This is a genomic window from Actinosynnema sp. NPDC037264 (assembly GCF_055603705.1).
Genome location: NZ_JBVJVK010000025.1, coordinates 43,318 through 69,632 on the forward strand (window position 1 = coordinate 43,318; position 26,315 = coordinate 69,632).

5 protein-coding genes are annotated in these 26,315 nt (G+C 73.4%); 3 read left to right on the forward strand and 2 right to left on the reverse strand.

Annotation, left to right across the window (positions count from 1 at the left end; translation table 11 throughout):
- Positions 1–6: 6 nt before the first annotated feature.
- Positions 7–22,299, reverse strand: coding sequence for an SDR family NAD(P)-dependent oxidoreductase (locus tag ACZ7GX_RS25340; protein ID WP_498780075.1), 22,293 nt, complete (start codon positions 22,297–22,299; stop codon positions 7–9).
- A 482-nt stretch (positions 22,300–22,781) separates the two neighbouring features.
- Here ACZ7GX_RS25340 and ACZ7GX_RS25345 point away from each other — a divergent pair, with 482 nt between their 5' ends.
- The 3 genes from ACZ7GX_RS25345 to ACZ7GX_RS25355 all read left to right on the forward strand — a co-directional run bounded on the left by ACZ7GX_RS25345 (position 22,782) and on the right by ACZ7GX_RS25355 (position 24,844).
- Entirely contained in the window at positions 22,782–23,690 is a 909-nt protein-coding gene (locus ACZ7GX_RS25345; protein WP_498780076.1) for a hypothetical protein, read from the forward strand.
- Between the two features lie 78 nt (positions 23,691–23,768).
- Complete coding sequence (locus ACZ7GX_RS25350; protein ID WP_498780078.1) at positions 23,769–24,170, forward strand: hypothetical protein; 402 nt, start codon at positions 23,769–23,771, stop codon at positions 24,168–24,170.
- 125 nt (positions 24,171–24,295) lie between these two features.
- A complete protein-coding gene (locus ACZ7GX_RS25355) occupies positions 24,296–24,844 on the forward strand; it encodes a carboxymuconolactone decarboxylase family protein (RefSeq protein WP_498780080.1) in 549 nt (182 codons plus the stop codon).
- On the opposite strand, the gene ACZ7GX_RS25360 is transcribed toward ACZ7GX_RS25355, so the two are convergent.
- Positions 24,826–26,229 (reverse strand): amino acid permease, encoded by a 1,404-nt coding sequence (locus tag ACZ7GX_RS25360; RefSeq protein WP_498780081.1) that lies wholly within the window; start codon positions 26,227–26,229, stop codon positions 24,826–24,828. The two genes, ACZ7GX_RS25355 and ACZ7GX_RS25360, sit on opposite strands and share 19 nt — an antisense overlap.
- Between the last annotated feature and the right edge of the window lie 86 nt (positions 26,230–26,315).

Consider the following 26,315-nt stretch of genomic DNA (forward strand, 5'->3'; position numbering starts at 1 on the left):
GAACAGCTACTCCCCCGCGGTGCGGTGCTCGCCCGATCGGATGACCTGGGTCCTGCGGTGCTCGTCGTCGAGGATGCTGAACAGCTCGCTGTCGGTGGCGTCGTCCAGGTCGTCCTCGGGCTTGGTGCGTTTGGCGGTCCACGACGCCAGCAGCGCCTCCAGTCGTGCGGCGATGGCGTCGTGGTCGGCGTCCTCGGTCCGGTCCAAAGTGGACTTCAGTTGGTCGAGCTCGGCCAGCAGCGGGTCGGGCGCGCTCGCGGCCAGCCGTTCCCGCAGGTGCTCGGCGAGCCGGGCGGGCGTCGGGTGGTCGAAGGTGAGCGTGGCGGGCAGGCGCAGCCCGGTCGCCGCGTCGAGCTGGTTGCGCAGCTCCACGGCGGTCAGCGAGTCGAACCCGAGGTCCTTGAACGCCCGGTGCGGGCCGACGGCGTCGGTGGACGCGTGGCCGAGCACCTGGGCCGCGGCGCGCCGGACCAGGGCCAGCACGTCGTGCGTCGGCTCGACCCGGGGCGGGGCGGTCGGGCGGGTCCGGACCAGCGACCGGTCCGCCGCGCGGCGGTCGAGTCGGACCGGCGCCAGCACCGGTTCGCCCGCGGTGAGGGCGGCGTCGAACAGGGCCAGGGCCTCGTCGGTCGCCATCGGGAGCACGCCCGCCTTCGCCACCCGGCGCCGGTCGGCGTCGGTGAGCTTGCCCGTCATGCCGCTGGTCCGCGCCCACGGTCCCCAGGCCAGGGACACGGCGGGCAGGCCGTTGGCGTGCCGGTGGGTGGCCAGGGCGTCGAGGAAGGTGTTCGCGGCGGCGTAGTTGGCCTGCCCCGGCCCGCCCAGCACGCCCGCGGCCGAGGAGAACAGGACGAACGCCTCCAGGTCGCCGGCCAGCTCGTGCAGGTGCAGCGCGGCGGCGGCCTTGGGCTCCCAGACCGCGGCGAACCGCTCGGCGTCCAGCGACTGCACGACGGCGTCGTCCAGCACACCGGCCGTGTGCACGACCGACGTGACGGGGTGCTCGGCCAGCAGCCTCGCCACGGCGTCGCGGTCGGCCACGTCGCAGGCGACGACCGTGACGTCGGCCCCGGCGAGGTCCGCGAGCAGGTCGGCGACGCCGGGCGCGGCGGGCCCGCGTCGGCTGACCAGGACCAGCCGCGTGACGCCGTGGGCGGCGACCAGGTGACGGGCGACCGCGGCGCCGAGCACGCCCGTGCCGCCGGTGATCAGCACCGTGCCGTCCGGGCCGAGGGTGGACGGCAGCGGCGCGAACTCCGCGCGTTCCAGGCTGGGCACGTGGACGCGGCCGGCTCGGACGGCCAGCTGCGGCTCGTCGCCGGCCACGACTGCCGGCCCGTCCGTGTCGACCAGCACGAACCGCCCGGGGTGCTCGGAGGCGGCGGAGCGGACCAGGCCCCACACGGCGGCGGCCCGGAGGTCGGTCACGTCCTCGCCCCGCACCGACACCGCGCCGCGCGTCACCACGACGAGCCGGGCCGAGCCGTCGTCGTCGGCGGCGGCGGCCAGGAACTCCTGCACCACACCCAGGGTCTCGACCGGGTCGGTGGCGTGGTGGAGCCGGTCGGTTCGCCCGGCGGGTCCGGCGGCGGCGTCCGTTCCGTGCCAGGCGACCCGGTAGAGGGACTGCCGGCGAGGTGCCGACTGCGGGGCGCGCAGGGTCAGCGACTCGATGGCCGCGATCGGTTCGCCGGCCGGGCCGACCAGGCCGACCCGGTAGGTCTCGGGTCCGGTGGCGGTGAGCTTCACGCGTGCCGAGGTGCGACCGGTCGACCAGACCGTGACGCCGGTGAACGAGAACGGCACCTTGGCGCGGTCGTCGGCGATCGTGACGGCTTGCAGCGCGGCGTCCAGCAGCGCGGGGTGCAGGGTGAACCGGTCGCCGTCGGCGGCGGCGAGCCGGACGTCGGCGTAGAGGTCGTCACCGTGCCGCCGAACGGCGTGCAGGCCCTGGAACGTCGGGCCGTACTCGAAGCCGGCGTCGGCCAGGGTGTCGTAGAAGCCGGTCAGGTCGACCGGTTCGGTGTCCGGCTCCGTCCACGGCACGGGGGCCGCGCCGGCGCCGAGCACACCGGTGGCGTGCCGCAGCCAGTCGCCGTCCGACCTGGAGTGGATCGCGACCGCACGTCGTCCGGCCTCGTCGGGCGCGCCGACCGTGACCCGCACGTCGACCGCCCCGGCGAGCACCAGCGGCGCCTCCAGCGCCAACTCCTCGACCGCCGGGCAGTCGACCTGACCACCCGCCCGCAACGCCAGTTCCACGAACGCGGCACCCGGCAGCAGCGCGGAACCGAGCACGGTGTGCTCCGCGAGCCAGGGCTGGGCGGCCGGGGACAGCTGCCCGGTCACCACCACGCCCTGGTCGTCCGCCAACTCCACCACCGCGCCCAACAACGGGTGGTCGACCGCGGCGAGCCCGGCGCCCGTGACGTCCGTCGACGCCGCGGGCACCAACCAGAACCGCTCGCGCTGGAACGCGTAGGTGGGCAACTCGACGTGCGCGGTCGGCAGGGTCCATTCGGCACCGGCCACCCACAGCTTGCCGAGCGCGGCGAGCACCCGTTCGGGCTCGTCGTGACCCCGCCTCATCACCCCATTCGGCACCAACGTGGGATGCGGCCCGACCTCCAACAACGCCGTCACACCATGGGCACGCAACCACTCCACACCATCGGCAAACCTCACCGACCCCCGCACCTGACGCACCCAATACCCAGCGTCGAACACCGTGCCTGCGGAAGGGTCCCCGCCCACATCAAACACCGTGCCTGCGGAAGGGTCCCCGCCCAGGGGATCCCTGTTTTCAACGCTACCCGAACGGTCCGACAACACAGTCGACACAATCGGGATCTGTGGATAACCGAACGACAACCCCTCCACCACCCGCGCGAACTCCGCCAGCATCGGGTCCATGTGAGCCGAGTGGAACGCGTGGCTCACCGCCAGCCGCCGCGTCTCGTGACCCAAGGTCTCCCACAAGTCCGCGACCTCCAAGACCGCGTCCTCGTCACCCGAGATCACCACCGCCTCGGGCCCGTTGACGGCCGCGATCTCGACACCCTCGGGCAGCGTCTCCGCCACCTCCGCCGCGGCAGCCCGGATCGACACCATCGCCCCACCCGGCGGCAACTCCTGCATCAAACGACCCCGCGCCAACACCAACGTGCACGCATCATCCAAACTCAACACACCCGCAACATGCGCGGCAGCGATCTCACCCACCGAATGCCCGATCAGATAATCAGGCCGCACACCCAACGACTCCACCAACCGGAACAACGCCACCTCGACCGCGAACAACGCCGGCTGCGCAAACCCCGTCTGATCCACATCGACATCCCAGAACGACAACCCCAGCCGCCCACAAACGTCGTCCAACGTCGCCGCGAACACCGGATAGGCGTCATAGAGACGCCGACCCATACCCCGCCACTGCGAACCCTGACCCGAGAACACGAACGCCGTCTTGCCGGGCACGGCCTCACCGATCGGCACGTCGCCTCCGGCGAGCGCGTCGAGATCCGCCGCGAGCGTGGCCGGATCGGTGAGCGCGGCGCGGTAGGGCAGCCGAGCCCGCGTGGCCAGGGCGGCGCCGACCGCCGGGTCCTCCGCGAACCCACGCAGCCGCCGTGCCTGCGCCCGCAACGCCTCCGGCGACCTCGCCGACAACAACCACGGCACGGCCTCCGGCGCCTCGACCGGCTCGGCGGGCACGTGTTCGAGGATCAGGTGCGCGTTCGTCCCGCTGATCCCGAAGGACGACACACCCGCACGACGCGGCCGGTCGACGTCGGGCCAGGGCGTGGCCTCGGTGAGGAGCCGGACGTCACCGGTCTCCCAGTCCACGTGCGTGGTGGGCCGGTCGACGTGCAGCGTCCGGGGCAGCACGCCGTGCCGCATCGCCATGATCATCTTGATCACGCCCGCGATGCCGGCCGCCGCCTGCGTGTGACCGATGTTCGACTTCACCGAACCCAACCACAACGGCACCGAACGATCCTGACCGTAAGTCGCCAGAAGCGCCTGCGCCTCGATCGGATCACCCAACGTCGTACCAGTCCCATGCGCCTCAACAACATCCACATCGGACGCAGACAACCCCGCGTTCACCAACGCCTGCCGAATCACCCGCTCCTGAGACGGACCATTCGGCGCCGTCAACCCATTCGACGCACCATCCTGGTTCACCGCCGAACCCGCCACCACCGCCAACACCTGGTGACCACGCCGACGCGCGTCCGACAACCGCTCCAGCAGCACCAGACCGGCGCCCTCGGACCAGCTCGTGCCGTCGGCCGCGTCCGCGAACGACTTGATCCGCCCGTCCGCCGCCAGACCGCGCTGCCGGGAGAACTCCACGAACCCGGACGGCGTCGCCATCACCGTCACACCACCGGCCAGCGCCAGCGTGCACTCCCCCGACCGCAGCGCCTGCGCGGCCAGGTGCATCGCCACCAGCGACGACGAGCACGCCGTGTCCACCGACACCGCCGGACCTTCCAAGCCCAACAGGTACGACACCCGCCCGGACGTCACGCTCGTCGCCGTGCCGGTCGACAGGTAGCCCTCCAGGTCGGGCGGCTGCGCCCCGGCGCCGTACCCGGACGACCAGATGCCGGTGAACACGCCCGTCCGGCTGCCCCGCAACGACGTCGGGTCGATCCCCGCGTGCTCGAACGCCTCCCACGCCGTCTCCAGCAAGACCCGCTGCTGCGGATCCATCGCCAACGCCTCACGCGGCGAGATCCCGAAGAACCCCGCGTCGAACCCGGCCGCGTCACGGAGGAATCCACCCGAACGCGTGTAGCTGGTGCCGGGCCCGCCCGCCGGGTCGTAGAGCCGGTCGAGGTCCCACCCGCGGTCGCCCGGGAAGTCGCCGATCGCGTCGACGCCGTCGGTGACCAGCCGCCACAGGTCCGCCGCCGAACCGACACCGCCCGGGTACCGGCACGCCATCCCGACCACCACGATCGGGTCATCCGCGGCGGCCACGGCGACGGGCGCGACGGCACGCCGTTCCCGGCCGAGCAGCAGCCCCCGCAGGTGGGTGGCGAGCGCGGACGGCGTCGGGTGGTCGAACGTCAGCGTGGCGGGCAGCTTCACGCCCAGCGCGGCGGCCAGCCGGTTGCGCAGCTCCACCGCCGTCAACGAGTCGAACCCGAGATCCCGGAACGCCCGGTTCGGCGCGACCCCGTCCGTGCGGCCCAGCACCACGGCGGTGTGCGTGCCGACCAGGTCGAGCACGACGGTGTGCTGCTCGGCCTCGGGCAACGACGCGAGCCGCCGCGCCAAGTCGGTGTCGGCGATCCGCCGCGCCCGCCGCGTCAACCCGCGCAACGACGGCGCGGTGAGGTCGAGCCGAGCGGGCACCACCGCGGGCGCGCCGTCGGCCAGCGCCACGTCGAACAGCGCCAACGCGTGCTCGGTCGACATCGGCACGATCCCGGACCGCTCCAGGCGACGCTGATCGGCCTCGGTGAGGTGCCCGGTCAGGCCGCTGGCCTGCTCCCACTGCCCCCACGCCAGCGACACGGCGGGCAGGCCCAGGGCGTGCCGGTGGCCGGCGAGGGCGTCCAGGAACGCGTTGGCGGCGGCGTAGTTGCCCTGCCCCGCGCCGCCGAGCACCCCGGCCGCCGACGAGAACAGCACGAACGCCTTCAGGTCGCGGGTCAGCTCGTGCAGGTGCCACGCGGCGTCCACCTTGGGCCGCAGCACGTCGTGCACGCGTTCGGGGGTCAGCGACGTCACCACGGCGTCGTCCAGCACGCCCGCCGCGTGCACGACCGCGCACAGGTCGGGGATCGTGGCGAGCACGTCGGCGAGCGCGGCCCGATCGGTCACGTCGCACGCGACCACCGACACGTCCGCGCCCTCGATCTCCACCTCACCGCCACGACGGCCGAGCAGCACCAGCCGCCGGGCGCCGTGCCGGGCCACGAGGTGCCTGGCCACCAGGACGCCCAGCGTGCCGGTGCCGCCGGTGATCAGCACCGTGCCGTCCAGGTCGAGCGCGCCCGGTGAGCCCGGCGCCCGGTCGAGCCGGGGCGCGAGCACCGCGTCGCCGCGGACCACCACCTGGAACTCGTCGGCCGGCACCCGGACCTCGCCGTCGTGGTCCACGTCGACCAGGGCGAACCGGCCGGGGTGCTCGGCCTCGGCCGCCCGCACCAAGCCCCAGACCGCGGCGGCGGCGAGGTCGGTCACCTCGCCCGGGCCGGCCGCGCCGCGCGTGACGATCGCGAGCTTCCCGTCCTCCGAGGTGCGCAGGAAGTCCTGCAGGACGGCCACCGTCCCGGCGACCAGGGTGTGCGCGGCCGCCACCGGATCGGCGCCCGGCGCGCTGACCACGTGGTGCACGGCGGTGTCTTCGAACGCGGGCGTGACCGGAACCCAGTCGAGGCGGAACACCCGGTTGTCCCGGGTTTGGAAGTCCGCCGTCATCGGCCGCACGGTCAGCGCGTCCACCACGGCCACCGGCTCACCCGCATCGGTGGTCAGCAGGACCCGGTAGGTGTCGGGAGTGGTCGGCGTGAGGCGCACGCGCGCCGCCGTCACCCCCGTCTTCAGCACGGCGACGCCGGCGAACGAGAACGGCAGCCGACCCGCCGCGACCAGCGTGAGCGGCTGCAACGCGGCGTCCAGCAACGCGGGGTGCAGGCCGAAGCCGTCGCGGGCGTCCAGGGCGACCTCGGCGTACAGCTCGTCGCCGTGCCGCCACACCGCCCGCACGCCCTCGAACGCCGGGCCGTACTCGTAGCCCTGGGCCGCGAGGTCGTCGTAGAAGCCGGTGAGGTCGACTCGTTCGGCGTCCGGCGGCCACTCCAGCGGACGTGCCACGGGTGGGTCGACGTCGAGCGTGCCGGTGGCGTGCCGGACCCACTCGACGCCGCGCCGGGAGTGGATGGCGACCGCCGTGCCGTCGACCACGACCTGGACCGGCACGGCGTCCTGCGCGGGCAGCACCAGTGGGGCTTCCAGCAGCAGTTCGGCCAGCACGGGCCGACCGACCTGGGCGCCCGCGCGGAGAGCGAGTTCCACGAAACCGGTGCCCGGCAGCAGCACCGACCCGTGGATGGCGTGATCGGCCAGCCACGGCTGAGTGGCCGTCGACAACCGCCCGGTGAGCACGACCCCGTGCCCGGCCGCGAGGTCCACGGCCGCGCCGAGCAGCGGGTGGTCGGCAGAGTCGAGACCTGCCGCGGTCACGTCCGCGGACCCTGGCCCCGGAGCCAGCCAGTAGCGGTCGTGCTGGAACGGGTAGGTCGGCAGGTCGACGTGACCGGCGGCGGGCCGGGGCCAGTCGACGTCCACACCGGCGACGAACAGCCGTGCCGCGGCGGTGGTGAAGTCGCCCTGGTCACGGCGCAGGGTGCCGGTGGCGACCGTGACGTCGAGCGCGGGCACCAGCACCGGGTGCGGGCTGACCTCGATGAACACGTCGTGCCCGGCGTCCGTCAACGCCTGGACGGCACGGTCGAACCGCACCGGCTCGCGCAGGTTCCGGTACCAGTAGGCGGCATCGACGGTCCCGACCAGCCCTTCGGTCACGGTCGAGTAGAACGGGATCCGCGCCGGCCGCGGGCCGATGTCCGCGAGGTCGGCGAGCAACCGCTCCCGAACCGCCTCCACCTGTGCCGAGTGCGCCGCGTAGTCCACCGGGAGGGCACGGGCCCGGATGTCGTCGGCCTCGCAGGCCGCCACGAGCTCGGCGAGCGCGGCCGGATCGCCCGACACGACCACGGAGTCCGCCGCGTTGACCACCGCGACCGACAGCCGGTCACCCCACCGCGACAGCAGCTCCGAGTCCGGCGGCAGGGTCACCGACACCATCCCGCCTTGACCGCTGATGGCCACCAAAGCCTTGCTGCGCAACGCAACCACCCGCGCCGCGTCCTCCAACGACAGCGCCCCGGCCACGTACGCCGCCGCGATCTCACCCTGCGAATGCCCCACCACGGCGTCCGGCTCGACGCCGCGAGACCGCCACAACGCCGCCAACGACACCATCACCGCGAACAACGCCGGCTGCACCACGTCCACGCGATCCAACGACCCGCCGCTCAACACCTCGACCAACGACCACTCGACGTGCGGCGCCAACGCCCGCTCACACGCGTCCACCGCCTCGCGGAACACCGGCTCGGACGCGTAGAGGTCACGCCCCATCCCGACCCACTGCGCGCCTTGGCCGGGGAACACGAACACCGACTTGCCCAACACCGACGCCGAGCCCGTCACCAACCCCGGATGCTCCCGACCCTCCGCCAACGCACCCAGACCAGCCGGGTCCGACACCACCGCACGATGATCAAAACGCGCCCGACCGGCCAGCACCCGGGCCACGGCGGACTCGTCGGCCGCGCCGACGGCCCGGGACAACCGGCGGGCCTGGTCGCGCAACGCCCGCTCGGACTTGCCGGTGATCACCCACGGCGTCCGGCCGCCGTCCCCACCCGGCTCCGCGTCGGTCTCGGGCGCCTGCTCGATGATGACGTGGGCGTTCGTGCCGCTCACACCGAACGACGACACACCCGCCCGACGCGGACGACCGACCGCCGGCCACGGCACGGTGTCCGTCAGCAGCCGGATGTCCCCCGCCGTCCAGTCCACGTGCGGGGTCGGCTCGTCCACGTGCAGCGTCCGCGGCAACCGACCGTGCCGCAACGCCATCACCATCTTGATCACACCCGCGACACCCGCAGCCGCCTGGGTGTGACCGATGTTCGACTTCACCGAACCCAACCACAACGGCACCGAACGATCCTGACCGTAAGTCGCCAGAAGCGCCTGCGCCTCGATCGGATCACCCAACGTGGTGCCCGTGCCGTGCGCTTCAACGGCGTCCACTTCGGACGGACGCACGCCGGCATTCGCCAGCGCCTGCCGGATCACCCGTTCCTGGGACGGCCCGTTCGGCGCGGTGAGGCCGTTCGACGCGCCGTCCTGGTTCACCGCCGAACCGGCCAGCACCGCCAGCACGCGGTGACCGTTGCGGCGCGCGTCCGACAAGCGTTCCAACAGCACCAGACCCGCGCCCTCACCCCAACTCGTGCCGTCGGCGGAAGCGGAGAACGGCTTGCACCGACCGTCGGCCGCCAACCCGCGCTGCCGCGAGAACTCGGTGAACCCCAGCGGGTTCACGATCACCGTCACGCCACCGGCCAGCGCCAGGTCGCACTCACCCGACCGCAACGCCTGCGCGGCCAAGTGCATCGCCACCAACGACGACGAGCACGCGGAGTCCACCGACACGGCCTGGCCGCGCAACCCGAGCAGGTAGGCGACGCGACCGGACGTGACGCTCGGTGAGATGCCGGTCGCCAGGTAGCCCTCGGCGTCACGCGGGGCCTGCTCGACCACGCCCCCGTACCCCGAGGACCACAGCCCGGTGAACACCCCCGTCTGGCTGCCCCGCAACGAGGTCGGGTCGATGCCCGCGTGCTCGATGGTCTCCCACGCGGTCTCCAGCAACACCCGCTGCTGCGGGTCCATCGCCAACGCCTCACGCGGCGAGATCCCGAAGAAGTCCGCGTCGAACCCGGCCGCGTCCGTCAGAAATCCACCGGAACGGGTGTAGCTCGTCCCTGGGTGGTCAGGGTCCGGGTGGTAAAGCCGGTCCAAGTCCCAACCACGATCGGTCGGGAAGTCCGTGATGGCGTCCACACCATCCATCACCAACCGCCACAAATCATCCGGCGACTCCACACCACCCGGCAACCGACACCCCATACCCACGATCACGATCGGGTCGCCGTCCACCGCACGCACCACCGGCGCGACGACCTCCGCACGCGCGCCCGACAGCTCCAACCGCAGGTGTTCGACCAGTTCCTCGGGTGTCGGGTGGTCGAAGACGAGGGTCGCGGGCAGGCGGAGGCCGGTCGCCGTGGCGAGCCGGTTGCGCAGCTCCACGGCGGTCAGCGAGTCGAACCCGAGATCGCGGAACGCCAGCCGGGGCTTGACCGCCGACGCGTCGGTGTGCCCGAGCACGGCCGTGGTGTGGGTGGTGACGAGGGACAGCAGGTCGGTGTCGGGCGCGGTGGGAGGCGGGAGCGCGCGAGGTGCCCGGGTCGTCAACTGGGCGGTCGTCACCGCGGGCTGCCCGCCGGCGAGCGCCGCGTCGAACAGCGCCAGCGCGTGCTCCGTCGTCATCGGCGCGATGCCGGCGCGGGCGAAGCGCTCCTTGTCGGTCGCGGTGAGGTGCGCGGTCATGCCGGACGCCTCGGCCCAGTGGCCCCAGGCCATCGAGACGGCCGGCAGGCCGAGGGCGTGCCGGTGCCGGGCCAGGGCGTCCAGGTAGGAGTTGGCGGCGGCGTAGTTGGCCTGTCCGGCCGTGCCCAGGACGCCCGCGGCGGCGGAGAACAGCACGAACGCGTCCAGGTCGCCGGTCAGTTCGTGCAGGTGCCAGGCGCCGTCCACCTTGGGCCGCAGCACGCGGTCCAGCCGTTCGGGGGTGAGACCCTGCACCACCGCGTCGTCCAGCACCCCGGCCGCGTGCACCACGGCGTTCAGGTCGGGAATCGACGCCACCAGCTCCGCGACCTGCTCGCGGTCCGACACGTCACACGCGACCACGCGCACGTCGGCGTCCAGTTCCGGAGCCTCACCACCGCCGCGACTCGCCAACACCAGCCGCCGCACGCCGTGCCGGGTGACCAGGTGCCGTGCCAGCGCCCGCCCGAGCGTCCCCGTGCCGCCGGTGATCAGCACCGTGCCGTCGGCGAGCCGGGGCACGGTGAGCACCAGCTTGCCGACGTGCCCGGCCTGGCTCATCAGCCGGAACACGTCCACCGCGCGCCGGATGTCCCGGCCGGCCACGGGCGGCAACCGGAGCACGCCCGCATCGAACAGCTCCAGCACCGAGGTCAGCACGTCACCCAGGTGGGCGGGATCGGCGTCGTTGAGGTCGAACGCCCGGTAGTCCACGCCGTCGAGGACCCGGACGTCGGTCTTGCCCATCTCCACGAACCGGCCACCGGGCGCGAGCAGGCGCAACGACGCGTCGGTGAACTCGCCGGCCAACGAGTTCAGCACCACGTCCACCCGCGGGAACCGCTGCTCGAACTCCAACGTCCGCGACGACGCGATGTGGTCATCGGCCACACCCAAGCCACGCAACACGTCCCACTTGCCCGGACTCGCCGTCGCGAACACCTCCGCGCCCAGGTGCCGCGCCAGCTGGATCGCGGCCGTGCCGACACCACCCGCGCCGGAGTGGATCAACACCCGATCACCCGGCCGGACGCGACCGAGGTCCACCAGCCCGTGCCACGCGGTCAGGAACGCCACCGGCACCGCTGCGGCCTGCGCGAAGGACCAGCCGTCCGGGACCGGCGCGAGCACCCGCCCGTCGGCGACCGCCCGCGGCCCGAACGTGCCGGACGCGAGACCGAGCACCCGGTCGCCCACCCGCCACCGCGTGACGCCCGGCCCGACTTCGAGGACCGTCCCGGCCGCCTCGCCGCCCAACAGCGCCGGGTCCGGGTACATCCCCAACGCGACGAGCACGTCCCGGAAGTTCACCCCCGCCGCACGCACCCCGAGCCGCACCTGGCCCGGCTCCAACGGCACCTCGGCCACCTCGGCGAACGTGAGGTCGTCCAGGCTGCCGGTACCCGACTCGACCAGCCGCCACGGACCGTCGACCGACGCCGGCCGCGACGTGGACGACACCTGGCGGGGCGCCAGGACCGCGTCACCGCGGATCGCCAGCTCCACCTCGTCGCCCGCCACGGCCGCCGCCTCCGCCGCCCGCGCCACCGTCGCGTCGCCGTCCAGCTCCACCGCCACGAACCGGCCGGGGTGCTCGGCCGCGGCGCTGCGGACCAACCCCCGGACCGCCGCCCCCGCCGGGTCGTCCGCCCGGGTCGGCACCACCAGGCGCGTCCGGTCGTCGGTCGCCAGGAACTCCTGCACCAGGCCGAGCGCCCGTCGGGTGAGGTCGTGCACGGACTCGGGGTCGGCCGAACCGGTGAGCAGCGGCGCGAGGCGGACGGGCACGGGGGCGGACTCCACCACCGGCACCCATTCGGTGCGCAGCAGCGTGGTCGCCGGTGCGGCTGCGGGTCGCACGGTCAGCGCGTCGATCGTGGCCACCGGTGCGCCCGCGAGGTCGGTCACCCTGACCGCGTAGGTGTCGGAGCCGGTGCGGGACAGGTGGACGCGGGCGGCCGAGACGCCCGTCGTGTGCACGGCGATGCCGGTGAACGAGAAGGGCAGGCGGAGGCGGTCGTCCGGGTGCAGCAGGATCACCGGTTGCAGCGCGGCGTCGAGCAGTGCCGGGTGCAGGCCGAACCTGGCGCCGTCCGGCACCTGGACCTCGGCGAACAGCTCGTCGTCACCGCGCCACAACGCCCGCACGCCTCGGAACGCCGGGCCGTACGCGTAACCGAGGTCGGCGAGGTAGTCGTAGAAGCCGTCCGGGTCGACCTGTTCTCCCGTGGGCTCCCACGCCGAAGTGGACGCGGCCTGCGCGCGGTCGAGCGTGCCGGAGGCGTGGCGGACCCACTCGCCGTCGACGCGGGAGTGCACGGTGACCGGTCGGCGATCCGCGTGGTCGGGCGCGCCCACGGACACCTGGACGTGCGCCGGGCGTTCGGTCACGGTGAGCGGCACGTGCAGCACGAGGTCCGCGACGACCGGGCAGCCCAGCGCCCGTCCCGCTTCGCCGGCCAGTTCCGCGAACGCCGTGCCGGGCAGCAGCACCGCCCCGTTGACGGCGTGGTCGGCCAGCCACGGGTGCGTCCGGGTCGAGAGGCGGCCGGTGAGCACCGCGCCCTGGTCGTCCGGCAGGTCCACGGACGCGTCCAGCAAGGGGTGGCCCAGCGTGGGCCCGCCGGTGCCCGGCAGGAGCCAGTAGCGCGTGCGCTGGAACGGGTAGGTCGGCAGCGCGATCCGCCCCGCGGTCGGCTTGGGCAGCGGGTAGCCGTGCACGACCAGGGTGGCCAGGGCGCCGCGGAAGTCGCTGCGGTCGCGCCGGAGCGTGCCGGTGGCGACCCTGACGTCCAACGTGGGCACCAGCACCGGATGCGGGCTCACCTCGATGAACACGTCATGCCCGGCCTGCGTCAGCGCATCGACCGCCCGGTCGAACCGCACCGGTTCACGCAGGTTCCGGTACCAGTAGGCGGCATCGACGGTCTCCACCAAGCCGTCCGCCACCGTGGAGTAGAACGGGATCCGGGCCGGTGCGGGGTCGATGACGGCCAGGTCGGCGAGCAGTCGTTCCCGGACCGCCTCGACCTGGGCCGAGTGCGCCGCGTAGTCCACCGGGATCCGCCGGGCGTGCACGCCCTCCCGCTCGCACAGCTCCAGCAGCTCGTCCAACGCACCGGGCTCGCCCGACACCACCACCGCGGACGCCGAGTTCACCACCGCGACGCTCAGCCTGGCACCCCACCCCGACAACAGCTCCGAGTCCGGCGGCAACGACACCGACACCATCCCGCCCCGACCGCTGATCGCGACCAAAGCCTTGCTGCGCAACGCAACCACCCGCGCCGCGTCCTCCAACGACAGCGCCCCGGCCACGTACGCCGCCGCGATCTCACCCTGCGAATGCCCCACCACCGCATCCGGCTCGACGCCACGAGACCGCCACAACGCCGCCAACGACACCATCATCGCGAACAACGCGGGCTGCACCACGTCCACGCGATCCAACGCACCACCGCTCAACACCTCGACCAACGACCAGTCCACGTGCGGGGCCAACGCCCGCTCACACGCGTCCACCGCCTCCCGGAACACCGGCTCGGACGCGTAGAGGTCACGCCCCATCCCGACCCACTGCGCACCCTGACCCGGGAACACGAACACCGACTTGCCCAACACCGACGCCGAGCCCGTCACCAACCCGGGATGCTCACGACCCTCCGCCAAGGCGCCCAGGGCCGCCGGGTCCGACACCACCGCACGATGATCAAAACGCGCCCGACCAGCCAGGACGCGTCCGATCTCGTCGTGGTCCCCGGGGTGTTCGGCGACGAAGTCCCGCAGCCGCCGAGCCTGGTCGCGCAGCGCGTCCGGCGTCTTGGCCGACAGCAGCCACAGCTGCTCGGCCTCCACCGGCCGCGCGTCCTCCGGAGCCTGCTCGATGATCGTGTGCGCGTTCGTGCCGCTGATGCCGAACGCGGACACCGCCGCCCGCCGAGGGCGTTCGGCGTCGGGCCAGGCGACGGACTCGGTCAGCAGCCGGACGTTCCCGGCCTCCCAGTCCACGTGCGGCGTCGGCTCGTCCACGTGCAGCGTCTTCGGCAGCACGCCGTGCCGCAGAGCCATCACCATCTTGATCAAGCCGGCCGCGCCCGCCGCCGCCTGCGTGTGACCGATGTTCGACTTCACCGACCCCAGCCACAAGGGTTCGGACCGATCCCGGCCGTAGGTCGCCAGGAGCGCCTGCGCCTCGATCGGATCACCCAGCGTGGTGCCCGTGCCGTGCGCTTCCACCGCGTCCACATCGGACGGTGACAGCCCGGCGTTCGCCAAGGCCTGCCGGATCACCTGCTCCTGGGACGGCCCGTTCGGCGCGGTCAACCCGTTCGACGCGCCGTCCTGGTTGACGGCGGTCCCCCGCACGACGGCCAGCACGTGGTGGCCGTTGCGCCGGGCGTCGGACAGTCGTTCCACCAGCAGCAGGCCCGCGCCCTCGGCCCACCCGGCGCCGTCGGCGGCGGCGGCGAAGGACTTGCTGCGGCCGTCCGGCGCGCTCGCGCCCTGCCGGGACATCTCGGTGAACAACGACGGCGTGGCGTTGACCGTGACCCCGCCGGCCAGCGCGAGATCGCACTCGCCCGACCGCAGCGCCTGCGCGGCCAGGTGCAGCGCGACCAGCGACGACGAGCACCCGGTGTCCAGCGACAGCGCCGGGCCGACCAGGCCGAGCAGGTAGGAGAGCCGGCCGGAGCCGATGCTGGTCGCCGTCCCGGTGACCTGGTAGCCCTCCAGGTCGTCCGGGATCGACCCGGCGGCGTACCCGGTGGACCAGATGCCGGTGAACACGCCCGTCCGACTGCCCTGCAACGACGTCGGGTCGATCCCAGCGTGCTCGATGGTCTCCCACGCGGTCTCCAGCAACACCCGCTGCTGCGGGTCCATCGCCAACGCCTCACGCGGCGAGATCCCGAAGAACCCCGCGTCGAACCCGCCCGCGTCGGTCAGGAACCCGCCGTGCCGGGTGGACGACGTGCGCGGCCGGGCCGACGTGGGGTCGAACAGGCCGTCCAGGTCCCAGCCCCGGTTCTCGGGGAACCCGCCGATGGCGTCGACGCCCTCGGACACCAACCGCCACAGGTCGTCCGGCGACTCGACGCCACCGGGGAACCGGCAGCCCATGCCGACGATCGCGATCGGCTCGTCGGTCGCCGCCGCGGCCGTGGTGGCACGAGCCGCGCGCTCACCGCGCAGGTGTGCGGCGAGCCGTTCGGGCGTGGGGTGGTCGAAGACCACGGTGGACGGCAGCCGCCTGCCCAGGGCGGTGGTGAGGCGGTTGCGCAGTTCGACGGCGGTCAGCGAGTCGAAGCCGAGTTCCCGGAACGCCCGCCGGGTGTCGACGGCCTCCGGCGAGGCGTGGCCCAGCACGGCCGCCGTGTGGGTGGTGACCACGTCGAGCACGTCGACGTCGGACGTCACGCCCGGCTCGACCGGTTCCTCCCGGCCCTGGGCCTCGGGCAGGTCGGCGAGCAGCCTGCTCGGCCGCGCGCGGGTGTAGGCGGGGGCGAACTCCGCCCAGTCGACCGGGGTGACCACGGCGTGCGGCACGTCCTGGTCGAGCACGTCGCGCAACGCCGCCAGCGCACGCCCGGACGGCATCTCGCCCAGGCCGAGCAGCCGCCGCTGCCGCTGCACGGACTCCAGCGAGGCCATGCCGCCCTCGGCCCAGATGCCCCAGGCCACCGACGTGGTCGCCCGGCCCTCGGCGCGGTGCCGGGCGGCGAGGGCGTCGAGGAACGCGTTGCCCGCCGCGTAGGCCGCGCCGTGCCCGTCGCCCCAGACGCCGGCCGTCGACGAGAACAGCACGAACGCGTCGAGGTCGGGCAGCAGGTCGGCCAGGTGCGTCGCACCGGCGACCTTGGCGGTGATCACGTCGGCGAAACCGGCCACGTCGTCGTCGGCCAGCCGACCGGACCTGATCACGCCTGCCGCGTGGAACACCGACCGCACGTCGCCGACCTCGTCCAGCAACGCCGCCAGCGCCGCCCGGTCCGCCACGTCGCACGCGGCCACCGTGACCCGCGTGCCGGCGGCGGCCAGCTCGTCGCGCAGCCCGGTCGCGCCGGGGGCGTCCGGCCCGCCGCGGCTGACCAGCACCACGTGCTCGGCGCCCTGGCCGGCGAGCCAGCGGGCCACCTGAGCGCCGAGCGCGCCCGTGCCGCCGGTGATCAGGGTGGTGCCCTCGGGCCGCCACGCCCGGACCGCCGGGGTGGGCCGGGCCCGGCGCAGCCTGCGCGCGAAGACGCCCTCGGCGCGGATCGACACCTGGTCTTCCCGTCCGACGATCGCGGCGAGCAGGCGGCGCACGCCCGACGCGTCCGGGGTCGCCGGGACGTCGACGAGCCCGCCCCACCGGTCGGGGAACTCCAGCGCGGCCGACGTGCCCAGTCCCCACACCAGCGCCTGTCGCGGGCGATCGTCGAACGCGCCGCTCGTCACGCACCACAGCGGGGCGTCGAGGTCCCGCACGGCGGCCAACGTCCGCGCCAGGCCGACCGGCACGGCCGGGTGGTCCGGGTGCGGCGACTCGTCCAGCGCCAGGAACGACAGCACGCCGTCGACCCGCTGCGCCGTCTCGACCACCTCGACGCCGCTGTCCCGCAACGCCTCCACCGCCGCGTCGACCCACGGGTGCCCGCCGTCGGGCCGCAGCACCAGCCACCGCCCGGCCGGAGCCGAGGTGGGCGTGACGGGCGTCCACGTGACCTCGTACCGCCACGGGTCCGCGGTGGGCGCGGTGGACGTGAGCCAGTACGGCTCGTGCTGGAAGGCGTAGGTCGGCACGTCCGCGCGACCGGCCGGCGGCAGCGCGGGAGTCCAGTCGACGTCCACGCCCGCGACGAACAGCCGGCCGGCCGCCGCGAGGAACTCCCCGGGCCCGCCCCGGTCTCGGCGCAGCGTGCCGGTGGCGACCGTGACGTCCAGGGTGGGCACCAGCACCGGGTGCGGGCTGACCTCCACGAACACGTCGTGCCCGGCGTCCGTCAACGCCTGGACGGCACGGTCGAACCGCACCGGCTCCCGCAGGTTCCGGTACCAGTACCCGGCATCGACGGTCCCGACCAGCCCCTCGGTCACCGTGGAGTAGAACGGGATCCGCGCCGGCCGCGGGCCGATGTCCGCGAGGTCGGCGAGCAACCGCTCCCGAACCGCCTCCACCTGTGTCGAGTGCGCCGCGTAGTCCACCGGGATCCGCCGGGCGTGCACGCCCTCCCGTTCACACAGCTCCAGCAGCTCGTCCAACGCGCCCGGTTCACCCGACACGACCACCGTGGACGCCGAGTTCACCACGGCGACCGTCAGCCGATCACCCCAGTGTGACAACAACCCGGAATCCGGCGGCAACGACACCGACACCATGCCGCCGAGACCGGAGATCGCGACCAAAGCCTTGCTGCGCAACGCAACCACCCGCGCCGCGTCCTCCAACGACAGCGCCCCGGCGACCTGCGCCGCCGCGATCTCACCCTGCGAGTGCCCCACCACCGCGGCCGGCTCGACACCGAACGACCGCCACAGCGCGGCCAACGACACCATCACCGCGAACAACGCGGGCTGCACCACATCCACCCGGTCCAGCGCCCCGCCGTTCAACACCTCGACCAACGACCAGTCGACGTGCGGCGCGAGCGCCCTCTCGCACGCGTCGACCGCATCCCGGAACACCGGCTCCGACGCATACAGGTCACGGCCCATGCCGACCCACTGCGCGCCCTGACCCGGGAACACGAACACCAGGTCGCCGGTGGTGGCCGGCGTGGCGGGCGGTGGCGGGGCAGCGAGCAGTTCGGCCCGATCCGCGCCGACCAGCACGGCGCGGTGGCGGAACCGGGCACGGGTGGCCAGCTCACCGGCGATCGCGGCGACCGGCACGTCCGGGTGCGTGAGCGCGTGCTCGCGCAGCCGTTCGACCTGGGCGTGCAGTGCCGCCTCGGTCTTCGCGCTCACCAGCCACGGCACCGTCCGGACTTCGCCGACCCGCGGCACGACGGCGTCCGGCGCCTGCTGGAGCACGAGGTGGGCGTTCGTGCCGCTGATCCCGAACGCCGAGACGGCCGCGCGCCGGGGACGTTCGGTGTCGGGCCAGGTGGCGGACTCGGTGAGGAGCCGGATGTCGCCGGCCGTCCAGTCCACGTGCGGCGTCGGCTCGTCCACGTGCAACGTCCGCGGCAGCACACCGTGCCGCAAGGCCATCACCATCTTGATCACACCCGCGACACCCGCCGCGGCTTGCGTGTGGCCGATGTTCGACTTCACCGAACCCAACCACAACGGCACCGAACGATCCTGACCATAAGTCGCCAGAAGCGCCTGCGCCTCGATCGGATCACCCAACGTCGTACCAGTCCCGTGCGCCTCCACCGCGTCCACATCGGACGGTGCCAGCCCGGCGTTCGCCAGTGCCTGCCGGATCACGCGTTCCTGAGACGGCCCGTTCGGCGCGGTCAACCCGTTCGACGCACCGTCCTGGTTCACCGCCGAACCGGCCACCACCGCCAACACCCGATGACCACGCCGACGCGCGTCCGACAACCGCTCCATCAGCACCAGACCCGCGCCCTCGCCCCAGCTCGTGCCGTCGGCGGAAGCGGAGAACGGCTTGCTGCGGCCGTCCGGCGCGAGCCCGCGCTGCCGCGAGAACTCGGTGAAGATGACCGGCGTCGCCATCACCGTCACGCCACCGGCCAACGCCAGGTCGCACTCGCCGGCCCGCAGCGCCTGCGCCGCCAGGTGGATCGCCACCAGGGACGACGAGCACGCGGTGTCGATCGACAGCGCCGGTCCGCGCAGACCCAGGTGGTAGGCGACGCGGCCGGACGTCACGCTCGTCGCCGTGCCGGTGACCAGGTAGCCCTCGACGTCCTCGGGCACCGGCGCGCCGACCGCGTACCCGGAGGACCAGATGCCGGTGAACACGCCGGTGCGGCTGCCGTGCAACGAGGTCGGGTCGATGCCCGCGTGCTCGAACGTCTCCCACGCCGTCTCCAGCACCAGGCGCTGCTGCGGGTCCATCGCCACGGCCTCGCGCGGCGAGATCCCGAAGAACGCGGCGTCGAACCCGCCCGCGTCGGCCAGGAACCCGCCCTTGGCCACGGCGCTCGTGCCGCCGCTGCGCAGCTCCGGGTCGTGCAGCCGGGCGAGGTCCCAGCCGCGGTCGGCCGGGAAGTCGCCGATCGCGTCCACCTCGGCGGTGACCAGGCGCCACAGGTCGTCCGGCGACGCCACGCCGCCGGGGAACCGGCACCCCATCCCCACGATGACGATCGGGTCGTCGTCCACCGCCGCCACGACGTCCGGCACGTCCGCGACACCGTCACCCAGGTGCGCCACCAGTTCCGCGGGCGTCGGGTAGTCGTAGATCAGGCCGGACGGCAGCCGCAGGCCGAGCGCGCTGTTGATGCGGTCGCGCAGCGCGACACCCATCACGGAGTCGAAACCCAGGTCCTTGAACGTCAGCGTCGGGTCGATCTCGGCCGCGTCGGCGTGCCCGAGGACCGCGGCGATGGCGGCGGTGACCTGGTCGGCCGGATCGGCGGTCGGTCCGGCCGGCGCTTCGGGCGTGACGTCGCCGAGCCAGTGCCGCCGGCGTTGGAACGCGTAGGTCGGCAGGTCGGCAGGCTCCACCCCCGCCGGGAACGCGGGCGTGAAGTCGACGTGCCCGCCCGCCACGAACACCCGGCCCAACGCGGCCAGGAACTCCGCCCGGCCGCCCTCGTCGCGGCGGAGGGTGCCGGTGGCCACCGGGACGTCCAGGGTCGGCGCCAGCACCGGGTGCGGGCTCACCTCGACGAGCACGTCGTGGCCGTCGGCGGCCAGCGCGGCGGTGGCCAGGTCGAAGCGGACCGGCTCGCGCAGGTTGCGGTACCAGTAGTCGGCGTCGAGGCCGGCGGTGTCGAGCGGCCCGCCGGTGACCGCCGAGTAGAACGGCACGTCGCCGCGCCGCGGTCGCACGTCGGCGAGGTCGTCCAGCAGCCGTCGCCGAATGGCGGACACCTGCGCCGAATGGGCGGCGTAATCCACCGGAATGGCGCGCGCCCGAATGCCGGCCGCCTCGCACGCCGCCGACAACTCGGCCAGCGCGGCGGGCGTGCCGGACACCACGACCGAGCCGGGCGCATTTACCACCGCAACTGTCAACTGACCATTCCACCGCGCCACGAATTGCTCGGCCTCATCGACCGGAAGTGTGACGGAAATCATTCCGCCCTGTCCGGCCAATGAGACCAGCGCGCGGCTGCGCAATGCCACGACGCGCGCCGCGTCGGCCAACGACAATGCGCCGGCCACGTGCGCGGCGGCGATTTCGCCTTGGGAATGGCCGACCACCGCGTCCGGTTCCACGCCGTGGGAGCGCCACAGCGCGGCCAGCGACACCATCGCCGAGAAGAGCGCCGGCTGCACCACGTCGACCCGGTCCAGCGCGTCGCCGTGCAGGACGTCCACCAGCGACCAGTCGGTGTGGGGCGCGAGCGCGGCGGCGCAGGCGTCGATGCGCTCGCGGAACACCGGCTCGGTCGCGTACAGCTCGCGGCCCATGCCGACCCACTGCGCGCCCTGACCGGGGAAGACGAACGCGGTCCGGCCCAGGTCGGCGGCCCGGCCGGTGACCAGGTCCGGCGCCGGGCGGCCCTCGGCGAGCGCATTGAGCGGTGCTCGGCCGAGGAGCACGGCGCGGTGCGCGAAATGCGTGCGGGTGGTCGCCAACGCGTGGCCGACCTCGGCGGACGTCAGGTCGGGGTGGGCGGCGAGGTGGTCGCGCAGTCGCCCGGCCTGCGCCCGCAGCGCCTGCTCGGTGCGGCCCGACAGCACCCACGGCACCACGCCCGACGCCGGTCCGGACTCGGCCCGCTCCCGGTCCGGGGGTTGGGCGAGGACCACGTGCGCGTTCGTGCCGCCCATGCCGAAGGCCGACACGCCCGCGATCAACGGCCGGTCGGCGCGCGGCCACGGGGTCAGCTCGGTCTGGACCCGCAGCTTCAGCGCGTCGAACGGGATGTCGGGGTTGGGCGTGACGTGGTTCAGGCTTGCGGGCAGGGCGCGGTGGCGGATGCTCAGCACGGTCTTGAGCAGGCCGACGATGCCCGCCGCCCCCTCCAGGTGGCCGACGTTGGTCTTCGCCGAGCCGACGAGCAGCTCGGTGGTGCGCCCGGCGTGCGCGGCGCCGAGGCCCGCGGCTTCGACCGGGTCGCCGACCGGGGTGCCGGTGCCGTGCAGCTCGACGTACTGCACGTCGTCGGGGCGGACGTCCGCGCCGGCCAGGGCGTCGGCGATGACCTGGGCCTGGGCGTCGGCGCTCGGCGTGGTCAGGCTGCGGGTCGGTCCGTCGTTGTTCACCGCGCTGCCGAGGATCACCGCGTGCACCGGGTCGCCGTCCGCGAGCGCCCTGGCCAGCGGCTTGAGCACGACCACGCCGCCGCCCTCGCCGCGGGCGAACCCGTTGGCGCGGGCGTCGAAGGTGTGGCTGCGACCGTCCGGTGACAGCCCGCCGAACTCGATCCCGCTCGTCTCGCGACCGGCGGCGAGGTTGAGGTTCACCCCGCCCGCCAGGGCGAGCGCCGTCTCGCCGCGCCGCAGGCTCTCGGCCGCCAGGTGCACCGCGACCAGCGCGGACGACTGCGCCGCGTCCACGGTCAGGCTCGGCCCGCGCACGCCGAGGAAGTGCGACACGCGGTTGGCGATGACGCCCCGGTTCGTGCCGGTCATCGTGTGCGGGGTGACGTGGGCCGGGTAGCTCAGCGTGGTGTAGTCGTCCCAGGTCGCGCCGATGAACACGCCCGTGCGGCCACCGGTGAGCGTGCCGGGGACGATCCGCGCGTCCTCCAGGGCTTCCCACGCCAGCTCCAGGGCCAGCCGCTGCTGCGGGTCCATCGCGGCGGCCTCGCGGGGCGAGACGCCGAAGAAGGCCGCGTCGAAGGCGTCGACCCGGTCCAGGAAGCCCGCGGGCAGGTCGCCCGCCCGGCCGGGCGGCGGCGGGGTGATCGCGTCCAGGCCGTCGCGCAGCAGCCGCCAGAACGCCGCGGTGTCCGGCGCGCCGGGCAACCGGCAGGACATTCCGACGATCGCGATCCGGTCGTCCCCACGAGACATTTCCCCACCCATCGGGTCACCCTGTTCCGCTCGCGAGAATTCGAGACGGTTCCCGGACGAAAGCAATGCGGCCCGCGACCACCGCAACGTCGCGCAGTTGTTCCCCGGCGGCGGAGAAAGGACGACCCGAACGTACCTCGGTTCCGCACGGCCCGGCTACCGGCGCATAGCGCTTCCGTCGACCACGCATCGGGTTTCCGATCGTGCCACTGGCACCGGCGACGCGATTCGGCTTCAATGCCGCCGCGCTCGCCGACAAGGCGCGCGCCATCACTCATCCTGGTATCAGCGGTACTGGCATTCGCGATGACCCGGTGGTTCCGCCGGGTGTTTCCCGCCCGCCGGACGGCCCCGTCGCGCCGCGGTCGCCCGCCGCGCGACGGCGGCGCAGGACAGCAGCATGGAAGTTGTCGGACCGGCGCGCGGCCAAGGACATTGAGTCGACCGAAGAGAGCTCCGCCACCGCAGCGAGGTGAACGCCCATGGCCCACCGGCCCGTCATCGGGACCGACCGGATCACCAGACCGGGACGGCTGATCGTCGGCAGCGTCATCGCCGGCGTGCTGCTGTCCGTGCTGTGGTCCTACGAGTTCGTCGACCACGTGATCGGCGCGAACGTCGCCAACGCGCTGCTCGGCGAGGACGCCGCGAGCGCCTCGATCGCGGGCACCGCCGCCGGCCTGGTGTTCGCGTTCGTCTCAGGGCTCGCGGGCACGTTCACCGCGTGCAACATCGCCATGGCGGCGTCGATCGGACCGATGAGCGAAGCCGGCGGGGCCTCCCAGGGCACGCTGCGGTCACTGCTGCGGCCGTTGGGCTTCTTCACCGCGGGCATGGTCGGCGTGTCGGCGGTCTACGGCGCGGTCGGCGTGCTCATCGGGCCGGGCCTGCCGCAGCTGTCGGGCGCGATGATCGGCGACATGCCCGTGCGGCTGGTGCAGTCGGCCGTGGTGTTCGGTCTCGTCGGCCTGGCGATGGCCTACCTCGGGCTCGCCGCCCTCGGCGTGCTGCCCGACGTGTTCCGCGACCGGCCGGTGGCCCGGGTGGTGGTGCTCGGCGCGCTGGTCGGCGCGTTCCTCATCGGCCGGCCCTACCCGATGTTCATCAAGCTGTTCCGCTCCGCCGTCGACTCCGGCAACCCGCTCTTCGGCGCGGGCACGTTCGTGCTCCAGTCCGTCGGCAACGTCCTGCTCGTCACCATCGTGTTCGCGGCGCTCGCCCTCGGCACCAAGGGCCGGTTCCTGCGGTGGTTCGGCTCCAACAGCCGCCGCTCGACCGTGGTCAGCGCGGCGCTGCTCATCTCGCTCGGTGTGTTCCTGCTCGTGTACTGGGACGTCCGCGTCCCGTCGATCTTCGGGATCGGCTGGTTCCCGACCATGCCCTACAACTGACAAAAGGAGCTGATCGTGTCCGCGACAATCGCTGCCTCGACGACCACGAGGTCTGAGTCCCCCATCCGGAACGGGGCGATGGCCGGACTCGCCGGCGGCCTCGTGTTCGGGCTGTTGATGGCCGGTCTGGGCTCCCTGCCGATGGTCGGCATGCTGATCGGCGTCGAGAACGCCTTCGTCGGCTTCATCGTCCACATGGTGATCTCCGCGATCGCCGGCGCCGGCTTCGGCGTCCTGACCCGCAACCTGGGCATGATGCCGCCCGTCTACATCGCGAGCATGCTCTACGGCGCGGTGCTCTGGATCCTCGGCGCCCTGATCATCATGCCGCTGTGGTTGAGCGTGACCGCCGACCCGATGATGAGCGAGATGGTGTTCGTCGTCGAAGGTCCCCAGTGGGTCAGCCTGTTCGGCCACACGGTCGGCTACGGCCTGACGACGGGCGCCGTGCTGCTCGCGCTGCGCGGCCACGCCAAGTAGTGCCACCGCGCCCGGGTCCCGTCGCACCCATCGCGGCGGGCTCGGGCCGTCCACTGCGGGATCACGCAGTGCCGCCGTTCACCGACCGCCCCCCGAGCGGTCGGTGAACGGCTAGCGTGAACACCATGGCGCACATCGATCTCGGCATGGACGAGACCCTGTTCCCCGGCATCCGGGGCCTGATGCGATTCCGCCCCGAGACGGCCAAGCCGCTCAACGAGTTGGCCGAAGTCCTGCTGCGCTCGCCGAACTCGCTGCCCGCCGGCGAGCGCGAGCTGATCGCGGCCTACGTGTCGAGGTTGAACTCGTGCCGGTTCTGCGGTGACTCGCACTCGGCGTTCGCCGCCGCGCAACTCGACGAGGGCATGGCCCTGGTGGAGCAGGTGCGGGACGACCTCGACACCGCGCCGGTGTCGGAGAAGCTGCGGGCGCTGCTGCGGATCGCGGGCGCGACGCAGCAGTCGGGCCTCAAGGTCACCATCGACCTGGTCGACGCGGCCCGGGCGCACGGCGCCACCGACGTGGAGATCCACGACACCGTGCTGATCGCGGCGGCGTTCTGCATGTTCAACCGGTACGTCGACGGCCTCGGCACGCTCGCGCTGGACGACCCGGAGGGGTACGGCGAAGCGGCCCGGCGGATCGTGGCGCACGGCTACATCGACTCGGTGTAGTCCTCGGCCGGTCGGTCGCGGGCCGACCGGCGCCACCGCACCAGCGGGTAGGACAGCAGCACCAGGGCCACGAACGGCACGCCGACCTGCCACGCCGGGCCGAACGCCTCGGTGAACGCCGTCGCCACCACCACCAGCACCACGTACAGCAGGCTCAGCACCGAGGTCACCGGCGCGCCCGGCAACCGGACCGACGCGGGCGGCAGGCCGCGGCGGGCGCGCCGGAACGCCAGGTGGCTCACGAAGATCAGCATCCACGCCACCATGCCGCTGAACAGCGCGATGCCGAGCAGCACCGGGAACGCCGCGTCCGGCGACAGGGCGGCGGCCACCGCCGCGGCGGCCAGGCCGGCGGTCGACGCGAGCACCGCGTTCACCGGGCTGCCCCGATCGGTCACGGCGGCGAGTGCCCTCGGCGCGTAGCGGTCCAGTGCGAGCGAGTGCATCGTCCTCGACGCCAGGTAGAGCGTGGTGTTCGCGGCGGACAGCGCGGCCGTGAGGATGACGAGGTTCATCAGGCCGGCGGCGGCCGGGACGCCGATCGAGGCGAACAGCGCCACGAACGGGCTCTCCGCCACCCCGTCGACCGCCGCCGCCTCCGTCCACGGCACGATCGCCACGATGATCCCGGTGGCCAGCACGTAGAACAACCCCAGCCGCAGCACCACCCGCCGGGCCGCGCGCGGGATGTCACGGACCGGGCTGCGCGACTCGGCGGCCGTCATCGCCACCGACTCCACCCCGCCGTAGCTGAACGTCGCCACGCTGACCGCCAGCAGCACGCCCGTCAGCCCGTTGGGCATGAACCCGCCGTGGTCCGTCCACGCCGACAGCCCGGCCGCGTCCTGCCCCGGCAGCCCGAACACCACGTAGAGCACGCCGAGCACGAGGAAGACGACCAGCGCCGTCACCTTGACCATCGCGAACCAGTACTCGACCTCGCCGAACAGCCGCACGGCCGCGAAGTTGACGCCCAGGATCGCCACCGAGAACAGGCAGACCGACGCCCACAAGGGCACCTGCGGCCACCAGTACCGGACGTAGAGCCCGGCCGCGACCACCTCGCCGCCGACCGTGATCACCTGGGTCGCCCAGTAGCACCACCGCTGGACGTACCCGACCAACGGCCCGGCGTACCGCGCGCCGACCGCGCCGAACCCGCCCGCCTGCGGGTGCACCACGACCATCTCGGCCACCGCGTAAGCCACCGCGACGGCGGCGAGCGCCCCCACCAGGTAGACCAGCACGACCGCCGGGCCGGCCATCGAGATGGCGAGGCTGGAACCGAGGAACAACCCCGTGCCGATGGTGCCGCCGAGTGAGATCATGCCGATCTGGCGGCTGGTCAGCTGCCGGAGCAGCCCGCCGTTCGCGTGGTCCGCCAAGACGTCCTCCGCCGGTCGCACGGTCCGCGGGCAGCGCGACAGTGCCACCGAACCGGAGGCCGCGCCATCGACCGCGGCATCGCCGC

Bases quoted from the DNA above. Each gene is read 5' to 3' on its own strand.
- ACZ7GX_RS25345 (WP_498780076.1), top strand. From the start codon at position 22,782: ATGGCCCACCGGCCCGTCATCGGGACCGACCGGATCACCAGACCGGGA.
- ACZ7GX_RS25340 (WP_498780075.1), bottom strand. From the start codon at position 22,299: ATGTCTCGTGGGGACGACCGGATCGCGATCGTCGGAATGTCCTGCCGG.
- ACZ7GX_RS25355 (WP_498780080.1), top strand. From the start codon at position 24,296: ATGGCGCACATCGATCTCGGCATGGACGAGACCCTGTTCCCCGGCATC.
- ACZ7GX_RS25350 (WP_498780078.1), top strand. From the start codon at position 23,769: ATGGCCGGACTCGCCGGCGGCCTCGTGTTCGGGCTGTTGATGGCCGGT.